The following is a 16,596-nucleotide window of genomic DNA, read 5'->3' on the forward strand; positions in this document are numbered from 1 at the left end:
CCCACCTGACGGGCCAGCAGAATGTGCTCGCGCGTCTGCGGCATCGGGCCGTCCGCCGCCGACACCACCAGAATCGCACCGTCCATCTGCGCCGCACCCGTGATCATGTTCTTCACGTAGTCAGCGTGCCCAGGGCAGTCCACGTGCGCATAGTGACGGGTCGGCGACTCGTACTCCACGTGCGCCGTCGAAATCGTAATACCGCGCGCCTTCTCCTCCGGCGCCGCGTCGATCTGGTCGTACGCCTTGAACTCGCCGCCAAAACGCTCCGCGCCCACCTTCGTCAGCGCCGCCGTCAGCGTCGTCTTGCCGTGGTCCACGTGACCGATCGTCCCCACGTTCACGTGAGGCTTGGTGCGCTCGAACTTACCCTTTGCCATGATCTGAACTCCAAAAGAATGAGTGGGATGGGGATGATCCCCGGGAATCAAACGCCCGGGGACCGAAAGTGGCTCACGCCTTCTTGATGATTGCCTCGGCGATGTTGTTCGGCGCTTCCTCGTAGTGGTCGAACTCCATCGTGAAGGTGGCACGACCCTGCGTCATCGAACGCAGTGCGGTCGCATATCCAAACATTTCGCCCAGCGGGATCATCGCCTTGATGATCTTGCCGGAGGGGCTGTCGTCCTGACCCTGGAGGACACCGCGACGGCGGCTCACGTCGCCCATCACGTCACCCAGGTAGTCTTCGGGGCTGACGATCTCGACCTTCATGATCGGCTCCAGCAACACCGGATCGGCCTTGCGGAAACCCTCCTTGAACGCCATCGAGGCGGCCAGCTTGAACGCCATTTCTGAAGAGTCGACGTCATGGTACGAGCCGAACACCAGCTTGACCTTGACACCCACCACCGGATAGCCCGCCAACGGACCACTGGTGATGGCCTCGCGCATCCCCTTTTCCACCGCCGGGATGAATTCCTTCGGAATCACGCCACCCGTGATTTCGTTGATGAACAGGAAATCATCCTTGACATCGGGGTGCTTGCGATCTTCCTCGGTCATCGGCGACAGCTCGATCACCACGTGACCGTACTGACCCTTACCGCCCGACTGCTTGGCGTGCTTGTAATCGCTCTTGACACCCGACTTACGGATGGTTTCGCGGTAGGCCACCTGCGGCTTGCCGACATTGGCCTCGACGCCAAACTCACGGCGCATGCGGTCAACGATGATGTCCAGATGCAGCTCGCCCATGCCGGAGATGATGGTCTGACCGGACTCTTCATCGGTCCGCACGCGGAAGGACGGGTCTTCCTGCGCCAGACGGCTCAGGGCGTTACCCATCTTCTCCTGGTCGGACTTGGTCTTGGGCTCGACCGCCATCGAGATCACCGGCTCGGGGAAGCTCATCCGCTCCAGCACGATCGGCGCATCGATGGCGCACAGGGTGTCACCGGTGGTCACATCTTTCAGGCCCACCGCTGCCGCGATATCACCCGCCAGCACTTCCTTGATTTCGTCGCGCTGGTTGGAGTGCATCTGCAACAGACGACCGATACGCTCCTTCTTGCCCTTCACCGAGTTGAGCACCTGATCGCCGGCGCTGAGCGTGCCGGAGTAGACGCGAATGAAGGTCAACGAACCGACGAACGGGTCGGTCATGATCTTGAACGCCAGGGCCGAGAATGGCGCCTTGTCGCTGGCCTCGCGGGTGAGCTGCTTGGTCTCATCGTTGACGTCCACACCCTTGACCGGCGGAATGTCCACCGGCGAAGGCAGCAGCCGAATCACACCGTCCAGCACCGCCTGCACGCCCTTGTTCTTGAACGCCGAGCCGCAGAACATCGGCACGATCTCGGTGTTGAGGGTGCGCTGACGCAGACCGGCGATGATCTCTTCCTCGGACAGGTCACCCTCCTCGAGGTACTTGTTCATCAGCTCTTCGGACGCCTCGGCCGCGGACTCGACCATGTAGGCGCGCGCCTCTTCGGCCTTGGCCTTGAGCTCCTCGGGGATGTCCCGGTACTCGAAGTTGAGCCCCTGCGAAGCCGCATCCCAGTGGATGGCCTTCATCTTGAGCAGATCAACCACGCCCTCGAAGTTGTCTTCGGCACCGATCGGCACCTGCATCGGCACCGGGTTGGCGCCCAGACGCGACTTCAGCTGGTCGCGGACACGATAGAAGTCCGCACCAGTGCGATCCATCTTGTTGACGAAGGCGATACGCGGCACGTGATACTTGTTGGCCTGCCGCCACACCGTCTCAGACTGCGGCTGCACGCCACCAACCGCACACAGCACGAATACCGCACCGTCCAACACGCGCAGCGAACGCTCGACTTCGATGGTGAAATCGACGTGCCCAGGGGTATCGATGATGTTGAAACGATGCTCCGGGAACGACTTGTCCATACCCCGCCAGAACGCAGTCGTGGCAGCCGAGGTAATGGTGATGCCGCGCTCCTGCTCCTGCTCCATCCAGTCCATGGTGGCGGCACCGTCGTGCACTTCACCGATCTTGTGGCTCTTGCCGGTGTAGAAGAGGATGCGCTCGGTCGTAGTGGTCTTGCCGGCATCAATGTGCGCCATGATGCCGAAGTTGCGGTAACGCTCGATGGGAGTGGTGCGGGCCACGGGAGCCTCTCAAACGGGTTCAGATTTCAGTAAAACCGAATGCCGCCTCAGGGCGGCGCTCGGGATGACACAACCAGCCAGGGAAGCGGCGATCCGGCAGACTCAGTCCACCCAAACCAACCGCCACCCAGCCCAACAAATCACCAGCGATAGTGCGCGAACGCCTTGTTGGCGTCGGCCATACGGTGAGTTTCTTCGCGCTTCTTGATCGCGCCGCCACGATTTTCCGCGGCATCAATCAACTCGCCCGCCAGCTTGCGCGGCATGGAGTTCTCACCACGCTTACGCGCAGACTCGATCACCCAGCGCATCGCCAGCGCCATGCGACGGGAAGCGCGCACCTCGACCGGCACCTGATAGGTGGCACCACCGACACGACGCGACTTCACCTCAACGGTCGGCGCAACGTTGCCCAGCGCCTTCTCAACCAGCTCCAGAGGATTCTGGTTCTTTTCACTGATGACATCCATCGCGCCGTAGACGATCTTCTCGGCCACCGACTTCTTGCCACTCTTCATCACCATGTTGATGAAGCGGGCGATGGTTTCGCTGCCATGCTTCGGATCCGGCAGCACCGAGCGCTGCGGAGTATTGCCTTTACGGGACATGTCACTTCTCTCGTGGGGCGGGCATTGCCCGTCATGTTGTCTGCAGGAGAACATCAACCGACCGGCGCACCGCCGGAACGGCCGACCTCAGGACTTGGGACGCTTGGCGCCGTACTTGGAGCGCCCCTGCTTGCGCTTGGTGACGCCAGCAGCATCCAGCGCACCACGCACGGTGTGATAGCGCACACCCGGCAGGTCCTTGACACGCCCGCCACGGATCAGCACGACGCTGTGCTCCTGCAGGTTGTGACCCTCACCACCGATGTAGGAAATCACCTCGTAGCCATTGGTCAGACGCACCTTGGCCACCTTACGCAGTGCCGAGTTCGGCTTCTTCGGAGTGGTGGTATAGACACGGGTGCAGACGCCACGCCGCTGCGGGCAGTTGGCCAAAGCAGGCGAGGCACTCTTGTAGGTTTCCGGGCTGCGCGGCTTGCGCACGAGCTGGTTGATCGTTGCCATTTCAGGGCTCTGTTGACGGGCACAAGGCCCACTGGGAAGACACAACCGGCCAACTGATACCAGCTGACCAGCCAAGACGAAAAGCATAGCGCGCGCAAGACCCGCGGGTCAAACGCCGCCATGCCGAAAAAACCATACCGCCCCGCGCCGGAGCCGCATGATTCATCTGCGATCCCACCCGTCCTTAGGTCCAACACGAGGCGCTTCCTGCGACCTCATTTGGTGATCTGGATGGCACCATGGCCATCAAAGGTGCAAAAGTTTACTTCCGCTTTCAGTGCTAAGCAAGGGCCCGCCCTGACGGGCGGGCCACTGCCTTGAGGTCACTCGGCCGTTTCGCCAGCGGCAGCCTCGGCGGATTCAGCAGACTCGCCGGACAGCGTGGCGATTTCGGCCTCGGTCAAACCGGATGCGGTCTTCCGCCGCCGGTTGTGGTACGCCAAACCGGTACCGGCAGGGATCAGGCGACCGACGATCACGTTCTCCTTGAGGCCGCGCAGGGTGTCGCGGGTACCACGCACCGCCGCTTCGGTCAGCACGCGAGTGGTCTCCTGGAACGAGGCCGAGGAAATGAACGACTCGGTCGCCAGCGACGCCTTGGTGATGCCCAACAGGACCGGCTGGAACTTGGCCGGGATTTCGCCCTTGCGCTCCAGACGGGCGTTTTCCTCCAGCGCACGCTGGCGCTCGACCTGTTCGCCCACCAGGAAGCGGCTGTCACCAGCATCAGTGATCTCGACCTTGCGCAGCATCTGGCGAATGATCACCTCGATGTGCTTGTCGTTGATCTTCACGCCCTGCAGGCGATACACGTCCTGGATTTCCTTGACCAGATAGGCGGCCAGCTCTTCCACGCCCTTCAGGCGCAGGATGTCCTGCGGGTTGGGCTCGCCATCCACCACGACCTCGCCTTTCTCCACGTGCTCGCCTTCGAACACGATGATCTGGCGATACTTGGGAATCAGCTCCTCGTGCTCGGTGCCATCGGCATTCTTGATGATGAGGCGCTGCTTGCCCTTGGTCTCCTTGCCAAAGCTGACCACACCCGAGATTTCCGCCAGGATCGCCGGCTCCTTCGGCTTGCGCGCCTCGAAGAGATCGGCCACGCGCGGCAGACCACCGGTGATGTCGCGGGTCTTGGACGCTTCCTGCGGAATCCTGGCGATCACGTCGCCCACGCCGACCTGAGCACCATTCTGCAGGGTCACCACCGAGCGCGGCGGCAGCATGTACTGCGCCGGCAGGTCGGTGCCTGGAATGGTGAGGTCCTTGCCATTGGCATCGACGATCCGCACCAGCGGCCGCAGCTCCTTGCCCTGGGTACCGCGGCGCTTGGGATCGGTGATCTCACGCGATGCCAGACCGGTGAGTTCATCGATCTTTTCGATCACCGTCACGCCATCGACGAAATCGACGAAGCGCACGAAGCCGGCCACTTCCGAGACGATCGGATGGTTGTGCGGATCCCACACCGCCACCGTCTGCCCGGCCTTGACCTCACCGCCATCCCGCACCTGCAGGCTGGCGCCGTAAGGCAGCTTGTAGCGCTCACGCTCGCGGCCATGGGTGTCCAGCACCGACAGTTCACCGGAACGCGACACCGCCACCAGATGGCCGTCGGCGTGCTGGACGAACTTCAGGTTGTTGAACTTGATCGAGCCGGTGGTCTTGACCGTGACGTTGTCGATCGCCGCCGCACGCGACGCCGCACCACCGATGTGGAACGTACGCATGGTGAGCTGGGTACCAGGCTCACCGATCGACTGCGCCGCCACCACACCGACCGCTTCGCCGTGGTTGACCAGATGCCCGCGGGCCAGGTCACGGCCGTAGCAGCGGGCGCAGACACCAAACGCGGTTTCACAGGTGATGGTGCTGCGCACCTTGATCGCCTGTACGCCGGCCTCTTCGAGCTTGGCGGCCCACTGCTCGTCGATCAGGGTGTTGCGGGTGATGAACGGGTCTTCATCGTTGCCGGGCAGGAACACGTCTTCGGCGACGATGCGGCCCAGCACGCGATCCTTCAGCGGCTCGACCACGTCACCCCCTTCCACGATCGGCGTCATGGTCAGGCCATTGTGGGTGCCGCAATCGAACTCGGTGATCACCACGTCCTGCGCCACGTCCACTAGTCGCCGGGTCAGATAACCGGAGTTGGCGGTCTTCAGCGCGGTATCGGCCAGACCCTTACGGGCACCGTGGGTCGAGATGAAGTACTGCTGGACGTTCAGACCCTCACGGAAGTTGGAGGTGATCGGCGTTTCGATGATCGAGCCGTCCGGCTTGGCCATCAGACCGCGCATACCGGCCAGCTGACGGATCTGGGCCTGCGAACCACGGGCGCCGGAGTCGGCCATGATGAAGATCGAGTTCATCGATTTCTGCTCGACGACCTCGCCCTTGGCGTTGACCACTTTCTCGACACCGATGGTGTCCATCATCGCCTTGGCCACGCGCTCGTTGGTGCGCGACCAGATGTCCACCACCTTGTTGTAGCGCTCGCCAGCGGTCACCAGGCCCGACTGGTACTGCTGCTGGATTTCCAGCACCTCGGCTTCGGCCTCGGCCAGGATTTCCTTCTTCTCGGGCGGGATGGTCATGTCGTCGATGCCGATCGACACACCGGCGCGGGTTGCGAAGGCAAAGCCGGTGTACATCAGCTTGTCGGCGAACACCACCGTATCCTTCAGGCCCAGCGTGCGGTAGCAGCTGTTGATCAGGCGGCTGATCGCCTTCTTGTTGAGCTCGGTATTGACCAGCGCAAACGGCAGGCCTTCCGGCAGGATCTCGCACAGCAGGGCGCGGCCGACCGTGGTATCGACCAGCGACGTGCGCTTGCTGCGACGACCATCCTCGCCGACCACCGTCTCGGTGATGCGCACCTTGCACTTGGCGTGCAGTTCGACCACCCGGTGGTCATAGGCACGCCGGACCTCGGCGACGTTGGCAAACACCATGCCTTCGCCCGCCTTGTTTTCGAGCGCGCGGGTCATGTAGTACAGACCCAGCACCACGTCCTGCGACGGCACGATGATCGGCTCACCGTTGGCCGGCGACAGGATGTTGTTGCTGGACATCATCAACGCACGCGCTTCCAGCTGCGCTTCCAGCGACAGCGGCACGTGCACGGCCATCTGGTCGCCGTCGAAGTCGGCGTTGAACGCGGTGCACACCAGCGGGTGCAGCTGGATCGCCTTGCCTTCGATCAGCACCGGCTCGAACGCCTGGATACCAAGACGGTGCAGGGTCGGCGCACGGTTGAGCAGCACCGGATGCTCGCGGATCACCTCTTCCAGGATGTCCCACACCTCCGGGCTTTCGCTTTCGACCTTTTTCTTGGCCGCCTTGATGGTCGGCGCCAGCCCAAGCCGCTGCAGCTTGGAGAAAATGAACGGCTTGAACAGCTCCAGCGCCATCTTCTTGGGTAGACCGCACTGGTGCAGCTTCAGGTACGGGCCGACCACGATCACCGAACGGCCGGAGTAGTCAACTCGCTTACCAAGCAGGTTCTGACGGAACCGGCCCTGCTTGCCCTTGATCATGTCGGCCAGCGACTTCAGCGGACGCTTGTTGGTGCCCGTGATGGCACGACCACGACGGCCGTTGTCCATCAGCGCATCCACCGCTTCCTGCAGCATGCGCTTCTCGTTGCGCACGATGATGTCAGGCGCATTGAGCTCGAGCAGCCGCTTCAGGCGGTTATTGCGGTTGATGACGCGCCGATACAGGTCATTGAGGTCAGAGGTCGCAAAACGGCCGCCATCCAGCGGCACCAACGGGCGCAGATCCGGCGGCAGCACCGGCAGCACGGTCAGCACCATCCACTCCGGACGGTTGCCGGACTCGATAAAGGCCTCGACCAGCTTGATGCGCTTGGTCAGTCGCTTGAGCTTGGTTTCGCTGTTGGTGGAGGCGATTTCTTCCTTCAGTTTGACCAGCTCGCTTTGCAGGTCGATGGTGCGCAGGAGCTCATGGATCGCCTCGGCGCCCATCGCGGCATCGAAGTCGTCACCGTGCTCCTGGCGCGCTTTCATGTACTCCTCTTCGGTGAGCAGCATGCCGCGCTCGAGCGGGGTCAGGCCCGGCTCGGTGACGACATACGCCTCGAAATAGAGGATGCGCTCGATGTCGCGCAGGGTCATGTCGAGCATCAGGCCGATACGCGACGGCAGCGACTTCAAGAACCAGATGTGAGCGACTGGCGAGGCCAGGTCGATATGACCCATGCGCTCACGGCGCACCTTGGCCATGGTGACCTCGGTTCCGCACTTCTCGCAGACCACGCCTTTGTGCTTCATGCGCTTGTACTTGCCGCACAGGCACTCGTAGTCCTTGACCGGGCCGAAGATCGCAGCGCAGAACAGGCCGTCACGCTCGGGCTTGAAGGTGCGGTAGTTGATGGTCTCCGGCTTCTTGACCTCGCCGTAAGACCACGAACGGATGGTGTCCGGGCTGGCCAGGCCGACCTTGATCGCATCGAAATCGAGGGTCTGACGCTGCGGGGTTAACAGATTGAGCAGATCTTTCATGTCGGTTCTCCGGGTCGAAGGGAATGTCACTGGGCATGGCGCGGCTCATGCCGCGCGCAGGCGGCTCATTCCGCTTCGAGTTCCATGTTGATGGCCAGACTGCGGATTTCCTTCACCAGCACGTTGAAGGATTCGGGCATACCGGCAACCATCTGGTAATTGCCATCGACGATGTTCTTGTACATCTGGTTGCGGCCCTGTACGTCGTCGGACTTCACCGTCAGCATCTCCTGCAAGGTGTACGCCGCGCCATACGCCTCCAGCGCCCAGACTTCCATTTCGCCGAAACGCTGACCACCGAACTGCGCCTTGCCACCCAGCGGCTGCTGGGTGACCAGCGAGTACGGGCCGGTGGAACGGGCGTGCATCTTGTCGTCGACCAGGTGGTTGAGCTTGAGCATGTGCATGTAGCCAACCGTGGTCTTGCGATCGAACGGCTCGCCGGTACGCCCGTCGTACAGCTGCATCTGGCCGGATTCGGGCAGATCCGCCAGGCGCAACATCGCCTTGATCTCATCCTCGGTGGCACCATCGAACACCGGGCTGGCCATCGGCACACCGTCGGTCAGGTTCTTCGCCATCGCCAGCAGCTCTTCATCGCTGAACTGCGACAGATCGACGCGCTCGATGTGGCTGCCACGGTCATGGTTGTAGATCTGGTCGAGGAACTTGCGCAGTTCCGCCACCTTGACCTGGGCCTCCAGCATGCGCTGGATCTTCTGTCCCAGCCCCTTAGCAGCCAGACCCAAGTGCACCTCGAGCACCTGACCGATGTTCATACGGCTGGGCACACCGAGCGGGTTGAGCACCACATCCACGGTCTGGCCGTCGGCGAGGTAAGGCATGTCCTCAACCGGCACGATCTTGGACACCACGCCCTTGTTACCGTGACGACCGGCCATCTTGTCACCCGGCTGGATGCGCCGCTTCACGGCCAGAAACACCTTGACCATCTTCAGCACGCCCGGCGCAAGGTCATCGCCCTGCATGATCTTGGCGCGCTTGTCGGCAAAGCGTTTTTCGAACTCCTTCTGATGCGCTTCCAGCTGCTTGGCGGCACGCTCGATGGCATCGGCGGCATCGTCATCCTTCATCCGCAGCTGCAGCCAGTCGGACTTCTTCAACCCATCCAGCACCAGCGAAGAAACCGTATCGCCCTTCTTCACACCGGGGCCGCCGATGGCGACCTTGCCCAGCAGCTGCTCGCGCAGACGGGCGTAGATGGCGTTTTCCAGAATCCGGTACTGGTCGTCGAAGTCCTTCTTGACGCGACGGATCTCGTTTTCCTCAATCTGGCGCGCGCGCTTGTCCTTCTCGATGCCATCGCGGGTAAACACCTGCACATCGATCACCACGCCATCCATGCCCGGCGGCACGCGCAGCGAGCTGTCCTTCACGTCCGAGGCCTTCTCGCCAAAGATTGCGCGCAGCAGCTTCTCTTCCGGGGTCAGCTGGCTTTCACCCTTCGGCGTGACCTTGCCGACCAGGATGTCGCCGGCGCGCACCTCGGCACCGATATAAACGATGCCGGACTCATCCAGCCGCGACAGCGCCTGCTCGGAGACGTTGGGGATGTCAGCGGTGATTTCTTCCGGCCCCAGCTTGGTATCGCGCGCCTGGACGGTCAGCTCTTCAATGTGGATCGTGGTGTAGCGGTCTTCCTGGACCAGTCGCTCGGAAAGCAGGATCGAGTCCTCGAAGTTGTAGCCATTCCACGGCATGAACGCGACCAGCACGTTCTGACCTAGCGCCAGCTCACCGATATCGGTCGAAGGACCATCGGCCAGCACGTCGCCGCACTCCACCCGATCCCCCACCTTGACCAGCGGGCGCTGATTGATACAGGTGTTCTGGTTGGAACGGGTGTACTTGACCAGCGAGTAGATATCCACGCCGGCATCCGCTTCGCCAGCGATCTCGTTCTCGTTGACCTTGACCACGATGCGGGCAGCATCGACCTGCTCGATCACACCACCGCGGCGGGCGATCACGGTCACACCGGAGTCACGCGCCACCGCGCGCTCGATCCCGGTTCCGACCAGCGGCTTCTGGGCGCGCAGGGTGGGTACGGCCTGACGCTGCATGTTGGCGCCCATCAAGGCACGGTTGGCGTCGTCGTGCTCGAGGAACGGCACCAGCGCAGCCGCCACCGACACGGTCTGCATCGGCGAGACGTCCATGTAGTGGATCTCGCTCGGCGGCTTGAGCAGGTTTTCGCCCTGGTAGCGGCAGGCCACGAACTGGGCGGTGATGTTGCCCTGCTCGTCGCGCGGCGCATTGGCCTGGGCGATCACGTATTCGTTTTCCTCGATCGCCGACAGATACTCGACTTCATCGGTGACGCGACCGTTGATCACCTTTCGGTACGGCGTCTCCAGGAACCCGTACTTGTTGGTGCGGGCAAACACTGCCAGCGAGTTGATCAGACCGATGTTCGGGCCTTCCGGCGTCTCAATGGTGCAGACGCGGCCGTAGTGAGTGGGATGGACGTCGCGCACTTCGAAGCCGGCGCGCTCACGGGTCAGACCACCCGGGCCCAGCGCCGAGACACGGCGCTTGTGGGTGACCTCGGACAGCGGGTTGTTCTGATCCATGAACTGCGACAGCTGCGAGGAGCCGAAGAACTCCTTCATCGCAGCCGCCACCGGCTTGACGTTGATCAGCTCCTGCGGGGTGAGCCCTTCGGACTCGGCCATCGACAGGCGCTCCTTCACGGCGCGCTCGACGCGCACCAGGCCGACGCGGAAAGTGTTTTCGGCCATTTCACCGACCGAACGCACACGGCGGTTGCCCAGATGGTCGATGTCATCGACCGAACCACGACCATTGCGGATCTCGCACAGCACGCGGATCACGTCGAGGATGTCGGAGCTGTCGCCGCACATTTCGCGCATACGCACGGACTCTTCGTCCTTGCGATCGGCGAAATAACGGGCGTCGTACAGCACCGGCGCGCCGGTGACGTCCTTGCGACCCAGACGGCGATTGAACTTCATGCGGCCGACCGCAGAGAGGTCGTAGCGCTCGAAGGTGAAGAACAGGTTGTGGAACAGGTTCTGGGCGGCGTCCTTGGTCGGCGGTTCGCCCGGACGCATCATCCGGTAGATCTCGACCAGCGCATCCAGCTGGGTGCGGGTCGGATCGATGCGCAGGGTGTTGGAGATGTAAGGGCCACGGTCGAGGTCGTTGACCCACAGCGTCTCGACCTTCTCGATTCCGGCCTTGCGCAGCTTGGCCAGGATGTCCGGATTGATCTCGTCGTTGGCGTTGGCCAGCAACTCGCCGGTCTTGGGATCAACCACGTCGTGCGCCAGAATGCGCCCGTAGATGTACTCGTCCGGCACCGCCAGCGCCGTCACCCCGGCCGCCTCCAGCTGCTTGATGTGACGGGCGGTAATCCGCTTGCCCGCCTCGACAATCACCTTCTCGCCATCGCTGAGGTCGAAATCGACGGTTTCGCCGCGCAGCCGCTCCGGCACCAGATCCAGCATCACGCCGTCGGCATTGATGTGGAAGGTGTTGAGCTCATGGAACTCACGCAGCATTTCTTCATTGCTGTAGCCCAGTGCGCGCAGCAGCACCGAGACCGGCAGCTTGCGACGGCGGTCGATACGGCAGAACACCGCGTCCTTGGGGTCGAACTCGAAGTCCAACCAGGACCCGCGGTAGGGGATCACCCGCGCCGAGAACAGCAGCTTGCCCGAACTGTGGGTCTTGCCGCGGTCATGGTCGAAGAACACACCCGGGCTGCGATGCAGCTGGGAGACGATGACCCGCTCGGTACCATTGACGATGAAGGTGCCGTTGTCGGTCATGAGCGGAATTTCGCCCATGTAGACTTCCTGCTCCTTCACATACTTGATCGCCTTGGTGGACGACTCGCGGTCGTAGATCACCAGACGCACGGTGACGCGCAGCGGCGCCCCATACGACAGGCCACGGGTGCGGCATTCCCGCTCGTCGAACGGCGGCTCGCCGAGCTTGTAGCTGACATACTCCAGCGCGGCATTGCCGCTGAAGCTGACAATCGGGAACACCGATTTCAGTGCCGCATGCAGGCCTTTGTCCTCACGCTTGGCCGGCTCCACGTCGGCCTGCAGGAACTCACGGTAGGAGTCCACCTGGATGGCCAGCAGATAGGGCACCTCCAGGATCGAGCGCTGCTTGCCAAAATCCTTGCGGATGCGCTTCTTTTCGGTGAGGGAGTATTTCTTGGCGGTGGTCATGTCGCGTGCGCCTCGTCTTGTGCGGCCGGCTGTTGCGGCCAACGGGATGTTCGGGAACTGACAGTGGGAAGTTGCTGGTATTGCCGGCACCAGCACGCCCTCTCCCGCTACTTCCGACTGTCAACTCGTGCGTTTTTACAGCGATGTCTTACAACGGCCAAAGGCCGGGGACTTGCGTCCCCAGCCTTCGGTGGTCGCCAGCAGGTGCAGCCCGGCGACGCAAGGACCGATTACTTGATCTCGACGGTCGCGCCAGCGGCCTCGAGGTCCTTCTTCATCTTTTCGGCCTCTTCCTTGGACACGCCTTCCTTCACCACGCCGCCGGCTTCGGTCAGGTCCTTGGCTTCCTTCAGGCCCAGGCCCGTGATGGCGCGGACGGCCTTGATGACTTCGACCTTCTTGTCGCCGGCCGACTTCAGGATGACGTTGAACTCGGTCTGCTCTTCAACCGCCGGGCCGGCAGCCGCCGGGCCAGCAACAGCCACCACCGGAGCGGCAGCGGAGACACCAAACTTCTCTTCGATGGCCTTCACCAGCTCCATCACTTCCATCAGCGACTTGGCGGCGATGGCATCGACGATCTGCTCGTTGGTCAGGGACATTGTGATTACCTCTGGAAATGTTTTATTTGAAAGAAAGGCAAGGTCAGGATCGCATGCGCATCAGGCCGTTTCGGCCTGGGCCTCAGCAGGCGCGGCATCAGCACCACCCTGCTTGTCGGCCACCGCCTTGACCGCACGGGCCAGCATGGCTGCCGGCTCGGCCAGCACGCGGGCCAGCATGGCCAGCGCCTGATCGCGGGTGGGCAACGACGCAAGCACCTCGACGTGGCTGGCCGGATACTGCTGACCACCGACGACGACGACCTTGGGTTGCAGCTTGTCGTTCCCCTTGGCGAACTCCTTGATCAGGCGGCCGGCTGCACCGGGCTCCTCGAGCGAGAACGCATACAGCAGCGGACCCACCAGGGAATCCTTTGCTACCTCGTACTCGGTGCCGACAACCGCGCGCGCCGCCAGCGTGTTCTTGATCACTTTCAGGAACACGCCCGTCTCACGCGCCTTCTTGCGCATCGCGGTCATCTGCTCGACCGTGGTGCCGGCATACTCGGCCGCAACCAGGGAGTGCGCCGTGGCGGCGATTTTCGCCACCTGTGCGACGACATCCTGTTTCTGGGACAGATTGAGAGCCATAGTCACTCCTCGTTTGAACGCCGCCCGCGACTCCTGCCGCCGGCGGTCCTGGGCGATGCCCTCCGTGGCATCGGGGATGAACGGTCATCCCGGTGGTGGCCATCCAGAGCTGTCTTGAATCAAAACATCCCAGAAAGGCATCACCATCTACGCAGGCCGGCACCCGATCGGGTGCGGATTAAGCGACCCCGCCTACGGCAACGGCGAATCCATGCCATGAGAGCATCCCTGCCCGTCGCTGCCGCGCGCAGACCGCACCTGCGGTCTTTGACGGCGTCCGCCGCGATCAACCGCGACGGAAGCCTTCAAACTCAGCAGGCGGCGGAGTGTTAGTGAGCCCAACGGCCCGCACCCGCCACCCCAAACATCATCACTTCAGATTCAGCGAAGCCTGATCGACAGTCACGCCAGGCCCCATGGTGGAGCTCAGCGAGATCTTCTGCAGGTAGGTTCCCTTGGAGTTCGCCGGCTTGGCCTTGAGCAGGTCCAGCAACAGCGCCTGCAGGTTACCCTTGAGCGCCTCCTCGTCGAAGTTGGCCTTACCGATGGTGCAGTGGATGATGCCAGCCTTGTCGGTACGGTAACGCACCTGACCCGCCTTGGCATTGCGCACCGCCTCGGCCGGATTCGGCGACACGGTACCCACCTTGGGGTTGGGCATCAGGCCGCGCGGACCCAGCACCTGGCCGAGCTTACCCACCACGCGCATCGCATCGGGGGTGGCAATGACCACGTCGTAGTTGAGATCACCGGCCTGCATCTTTTCGGCCAGATCGTCCATCCCCACCACGTCAGCGCCAGCCGCCAGCGCCTCATCCGCCTTGGCGCCGGGCGGGCAGAACACCGCCACGCGAACGGTCTTGCCGGTACCGGCAGGCAGCACGGTGGAGCCACGAACCTGCTGGTCGGACTTCTTGGCATCCACGCCGAGCCGGACCGCCACATCGACCGCCTCGACGAACTTGGCGGTGCTGTTTTGCTTGACGATCTTGATCGCCTCGTCGATCGGATAGGCCTTACCCGGCACCACCGCCGCACGGATCGCCTTCTGTCGCTTGCTCAGTGCCATTGCCTCAACCCTCCACCACCAGACCCATGGAGCGGGCCGAGCCCGCAATCGTCCGCACCGCGGCCTCCAGATCAGCCGCCGTCAGATCCGGCTCCTTCATCTTGGCGATCTCTTCGAGCTGCTTGCGGGTCACCTTACCGACCTTCTCGGTATTCGGCCGCTTGGAGCCGGAGGTAATGCCGGCCGCCTTCTTCAGCAGAATCGACGCCGGCGGCGTCTTGGTCACGAAGGTGAAGGTACGGTCGGAGTAGGCGGTAATGACCACCGGAATCGGCAGCCCCGGCTCCATCTTCTGCGTGGCCGCATTGAACGCCTTGCAGAACTCCATGATGTTCAGGCCGCGCTGACCCAGCGCAGGACCGACCGGCGGGCTGGGGTTGGCCTGACCGGCCTTGACCTGCAGCTTGATATAGCCGACAACTTTCTTTGCCATTGCAATGATCTCCGGGTACGAGCGCCTGCGAGGCAGGCTCCCCATCGGACCGGGAACGCTTCACTTGAACCGCCACGCGTCCCGGCATCGCGCGGCTTAGCTTCACAACGCCCAGCCAGAACCTGCCTGACCTGGACACAAATCAGCTCCCCCGACAGGCGGGGGAGCCGGAAAGTATAACTGCCTATCGAGCCGACCGTCTAGCCGGTCAAGCCTTCTCCACCTGCCCGAACTCCAGCTCGACCGGGGTGGAACGACCAAAAATCAGCACCGCCACGCGCAGCCGATTCTTCTCGTAGTTGATCTCTTCAACCACGCCATTGAAATCGTTGAACGGGCCATCGATGACGCGAACCATCTGACCCGGCTCGAACAGGACTTTCGGCCGCGGCTTCTCGACCCCATCCTGCACGCGCTGCAGGATGGCATCGGCCTCCTCATCACGAATCGGCAGCGGGCGATCGGCCGTGCCGCCGATAAAGCCCATCACCTTGGGCGTTTCCTTGACCAGGTGCCAGCACTCACTGTCGATCTGCGGCACACCATCCTGCATGTGGGTGGCGATCTGCACCAGCACGTAGCCCGGGAAGAACTTACGCTCCGAACGGCGCTTTTGGCCGCCGCGCATTTCCACGACCTCTTCGGTCGGCACCAGGACATCGCCGAAGCGATCCTGCATCCCCATCCGCACGATGCGGTCGCGCAAGGCCTGCGCCACCGACTTCTCGAAGCCGGAATAGGCATGCACCACGTACCAGCGCTTCTGGACTTCTGGATTATTCACGACGTTCTCCCTCAGGAACCAAGCAGCGCCTGGACGCTGAGCTGGATGAGCCAGTCAATCGCCGCCAGGATCAGGCTGATCGTCACCACCGCGATGACGACGATCCACATCGTGCGGGTCGCCTCTTGCCGGGTCGGCCAGACCACCTTACGCAACTCAAAGCTCGACTCCGACAGATATTCCCGCGCCCGCTGACCGAACGCAGTCGTGAGCAGCAGCCCCAAGCCCAACACCAGCCCAGCCACGACCACCAACACCCGAATGACGCCACTCAAGGTGTTTTCAAACCAGGTGTAAACAACCGCACCACCCAGCATCAGCAGCGCGGCCAGCACGTATTTGACTTTATCCGCGGAAGACCCGACAGAGGGGTTGGGCAGCGACTTGCTGGTCAAGGCGAGACTCTCTCTACCTGTTTACGGAGCGACTTGATGCGCTCGACGAATGGCACGCCAGGAGGGACTCGAACCCCCAACCTGCGGTTTTGGAGACCGCTGCTCTGCCAATTGAGCTACTGGCGTATCGAAACTTCACATTTTCCGAAAAAGGCAACGGCGGCTTGCGCCGCCTGCCTCGACCCCGACCCGTTCCCATGGGCAGGAACGGGGGAAACGCAGGGGCTTACTTCAGGATCTTCGACACCACGCCGGCGCCGACGGTGCGGCCACCCTCGCGGATCGCAAACCGCAGACCCTCTTCCATCGCGATCGGCGCA

The 16,596-nt window shown here is 62.6% G+C and carries 13 protein-coding genes and 1 tRNA gene; all 14 read right to left on the reverse strand.

What is annotated here, in order from left to right; genetic code table 11:
• A partial coding sequence (locus BUA29_RS10165; protein WP_178137923.1) for a GTP-binding protein occupies positions 1–380 on the reverse strand: 380 nt, incomplete at its 3' end.
• Positions 381–453: 73 nt separating this feature from the next.
• Entirely contained in the window at positions 454–2,577 is a 2,124-nt protein-coding gene (fusA, locus tag BUA29_RS10170; RefSeq protein WP_072756452.1) for an elongation factor G, read from the reverse strand.
• A 140-nt stretch (positions 2,578–2,717) separates the two neighbouring features.
• Positions 2,718–3,185, reverse strand: a complete 468-nt coding sequence (gene rpsG, locus BUA29_RS10175) for a 30S ribosomal protein S7 (protein ID WP_072756453.1) — start codon at positions 3,183–3,185, stop codon at positions 2,718–2,720.
• A gap of 87 nt (positions 3,186–3,272) precedes the next feature.
• Complete coding sequence (gene rpsL / locus BUA29_RS10180; RefSeq protein ID WP_072756454.1) at positions 3,273–3,647, reverse strand: 30S ribosomal protein S12; 375 nt, start codon at positions 3,645–3,647, stop codon at positions 3,273–3,275.
• A 323-nt stretch (positions 3,648–3,970) separates the two neighbouring features.
• The gene (rpoC, locus tag BUA29_RS10185) at positions 3,971–8,176 is read right to left on the reverse strand and encodes a DNA-directed RNA polymerase subunit beta' (protein ID WP_072756455.1); all 4,206 of its coding nucleotides are present in this window, start codon (positions 8,174–8,176) and stop codon (positions 3,971–3,973) included.
• 65 nt (positions 8,177–8,241) lie between these two features.
• Positions 8,242–12,402, reverse strand: a complete 4,161-nt coding sequence (rpoB, locus tag BUA29_RS10190; RefSeq protein WP_072756456.1) for a DNA-directed RNA polymerase subunit beta — start codon at positions 12,400–12,402, stop codon at positions 8,242–8,244.
• A 230-nt stretch (positions 12,403–12,632) separates the two neighbouring features.
• A complete protein-coding gene (gene rplL, locus BUA29_RS10195; RefSeq protein WP_072756457.1) occupies positions 12,633–13,004 on the reverse strand; it encodes a 50S ribosomal protein L7/L12 in 372 nt (123 codons plus the stop codon).
• Between the two features lie 60 nt (positions 13,005–13,064).
• A complete protein-coding gene (rplJ, locus tag BUA29_RS10200; RefSeq protein ID WP_072756458.1) occupies positions 13,065–13,595 on the reverse strand; it encodes a 50S ribosomal protein L10 in 531 nt (176 codons plus the stop codon).
• 370 nt (positions 13,596–13,965) lie between these two features.
• Positions 13,966–14,664: a 50S ribosomal protein L1 gene (rplA, locus tag BUA29_RS10205; RefSeq protein WP_072756459.1), complete on the reverse strand. Its 699-nt coding sequence runs from the start codon at positions 14,662–14,664 to the stop codon at positions 13,966–13,968.
• A 4-nt stretch (positions 14,665–14,668) separates the two neighbouring features.
• Positions 14,669–15,097: a 50S ribosomal protein L11 gene (rplK, locus tag BUA29_RS10210; protein ID WP_072756460.1), complete on the reverse strand. Its 429-nt coding sequence runs from the start codon at positions 15,095–15,097 to the stop codon at positions 14,669–14,671.
• Between the two features lie 208 nt (positions 15,098–15,305).
• Positions 15,306–15,881: a transcription termination/antitermination protein NusG gene (gene nusG / locus BUA29_RS10215; protein WP_072756461.1), complete on the reverse strand. Its 576-nt coding sequence runs from the start codon at positions 15,879–15,881 to the stop codon at positions 15,306–15,308.
• 11 nt (positions 15,882–15,892) lie between these two features.
• Positions 15,893–16,276 carry a preprotein translocase subunit SecE gene (gene secE / locus BUA29_RS10220; protein ID WP_072756462.1) on the reverse strand — a complete coding sequence of 128 codons (384 nt, stop codon included), beginning with the start codon at positions 16,274–16,276 and terminating at the stop codon, positions 15,893–15,895.
• A 50-nt stretch (positions 16,277–16,326) separates the two neighbouring features.
• Positions 16,327–16,402, reverse strand: a tRNA-Trp gene (locus tag BUA29_RS10225).
• A 100-nt stretch (positions 16,403–16,502) separates the two neighbouring features.
• The coding region (locus BUA29_RS10230) for an EF-Tu C-terminal domain-related protein (RefSeq protein ID WP_483887631.1) at positions 16,503–16,596 on the reverse strand (94 nt) is incomplete at its 5' end.

The sequence above is a fragment of the Thermomonas hydrothermalis genome, assembly GCF_900129205.1.
GTDB classification, from domain to species: Bacteria; Pseudomonadota; Gammaproteobacteria; order Xanthomonadales; family Xanthomonadaceae; genus Thermomonas; species Thermomonas hydrothermalis.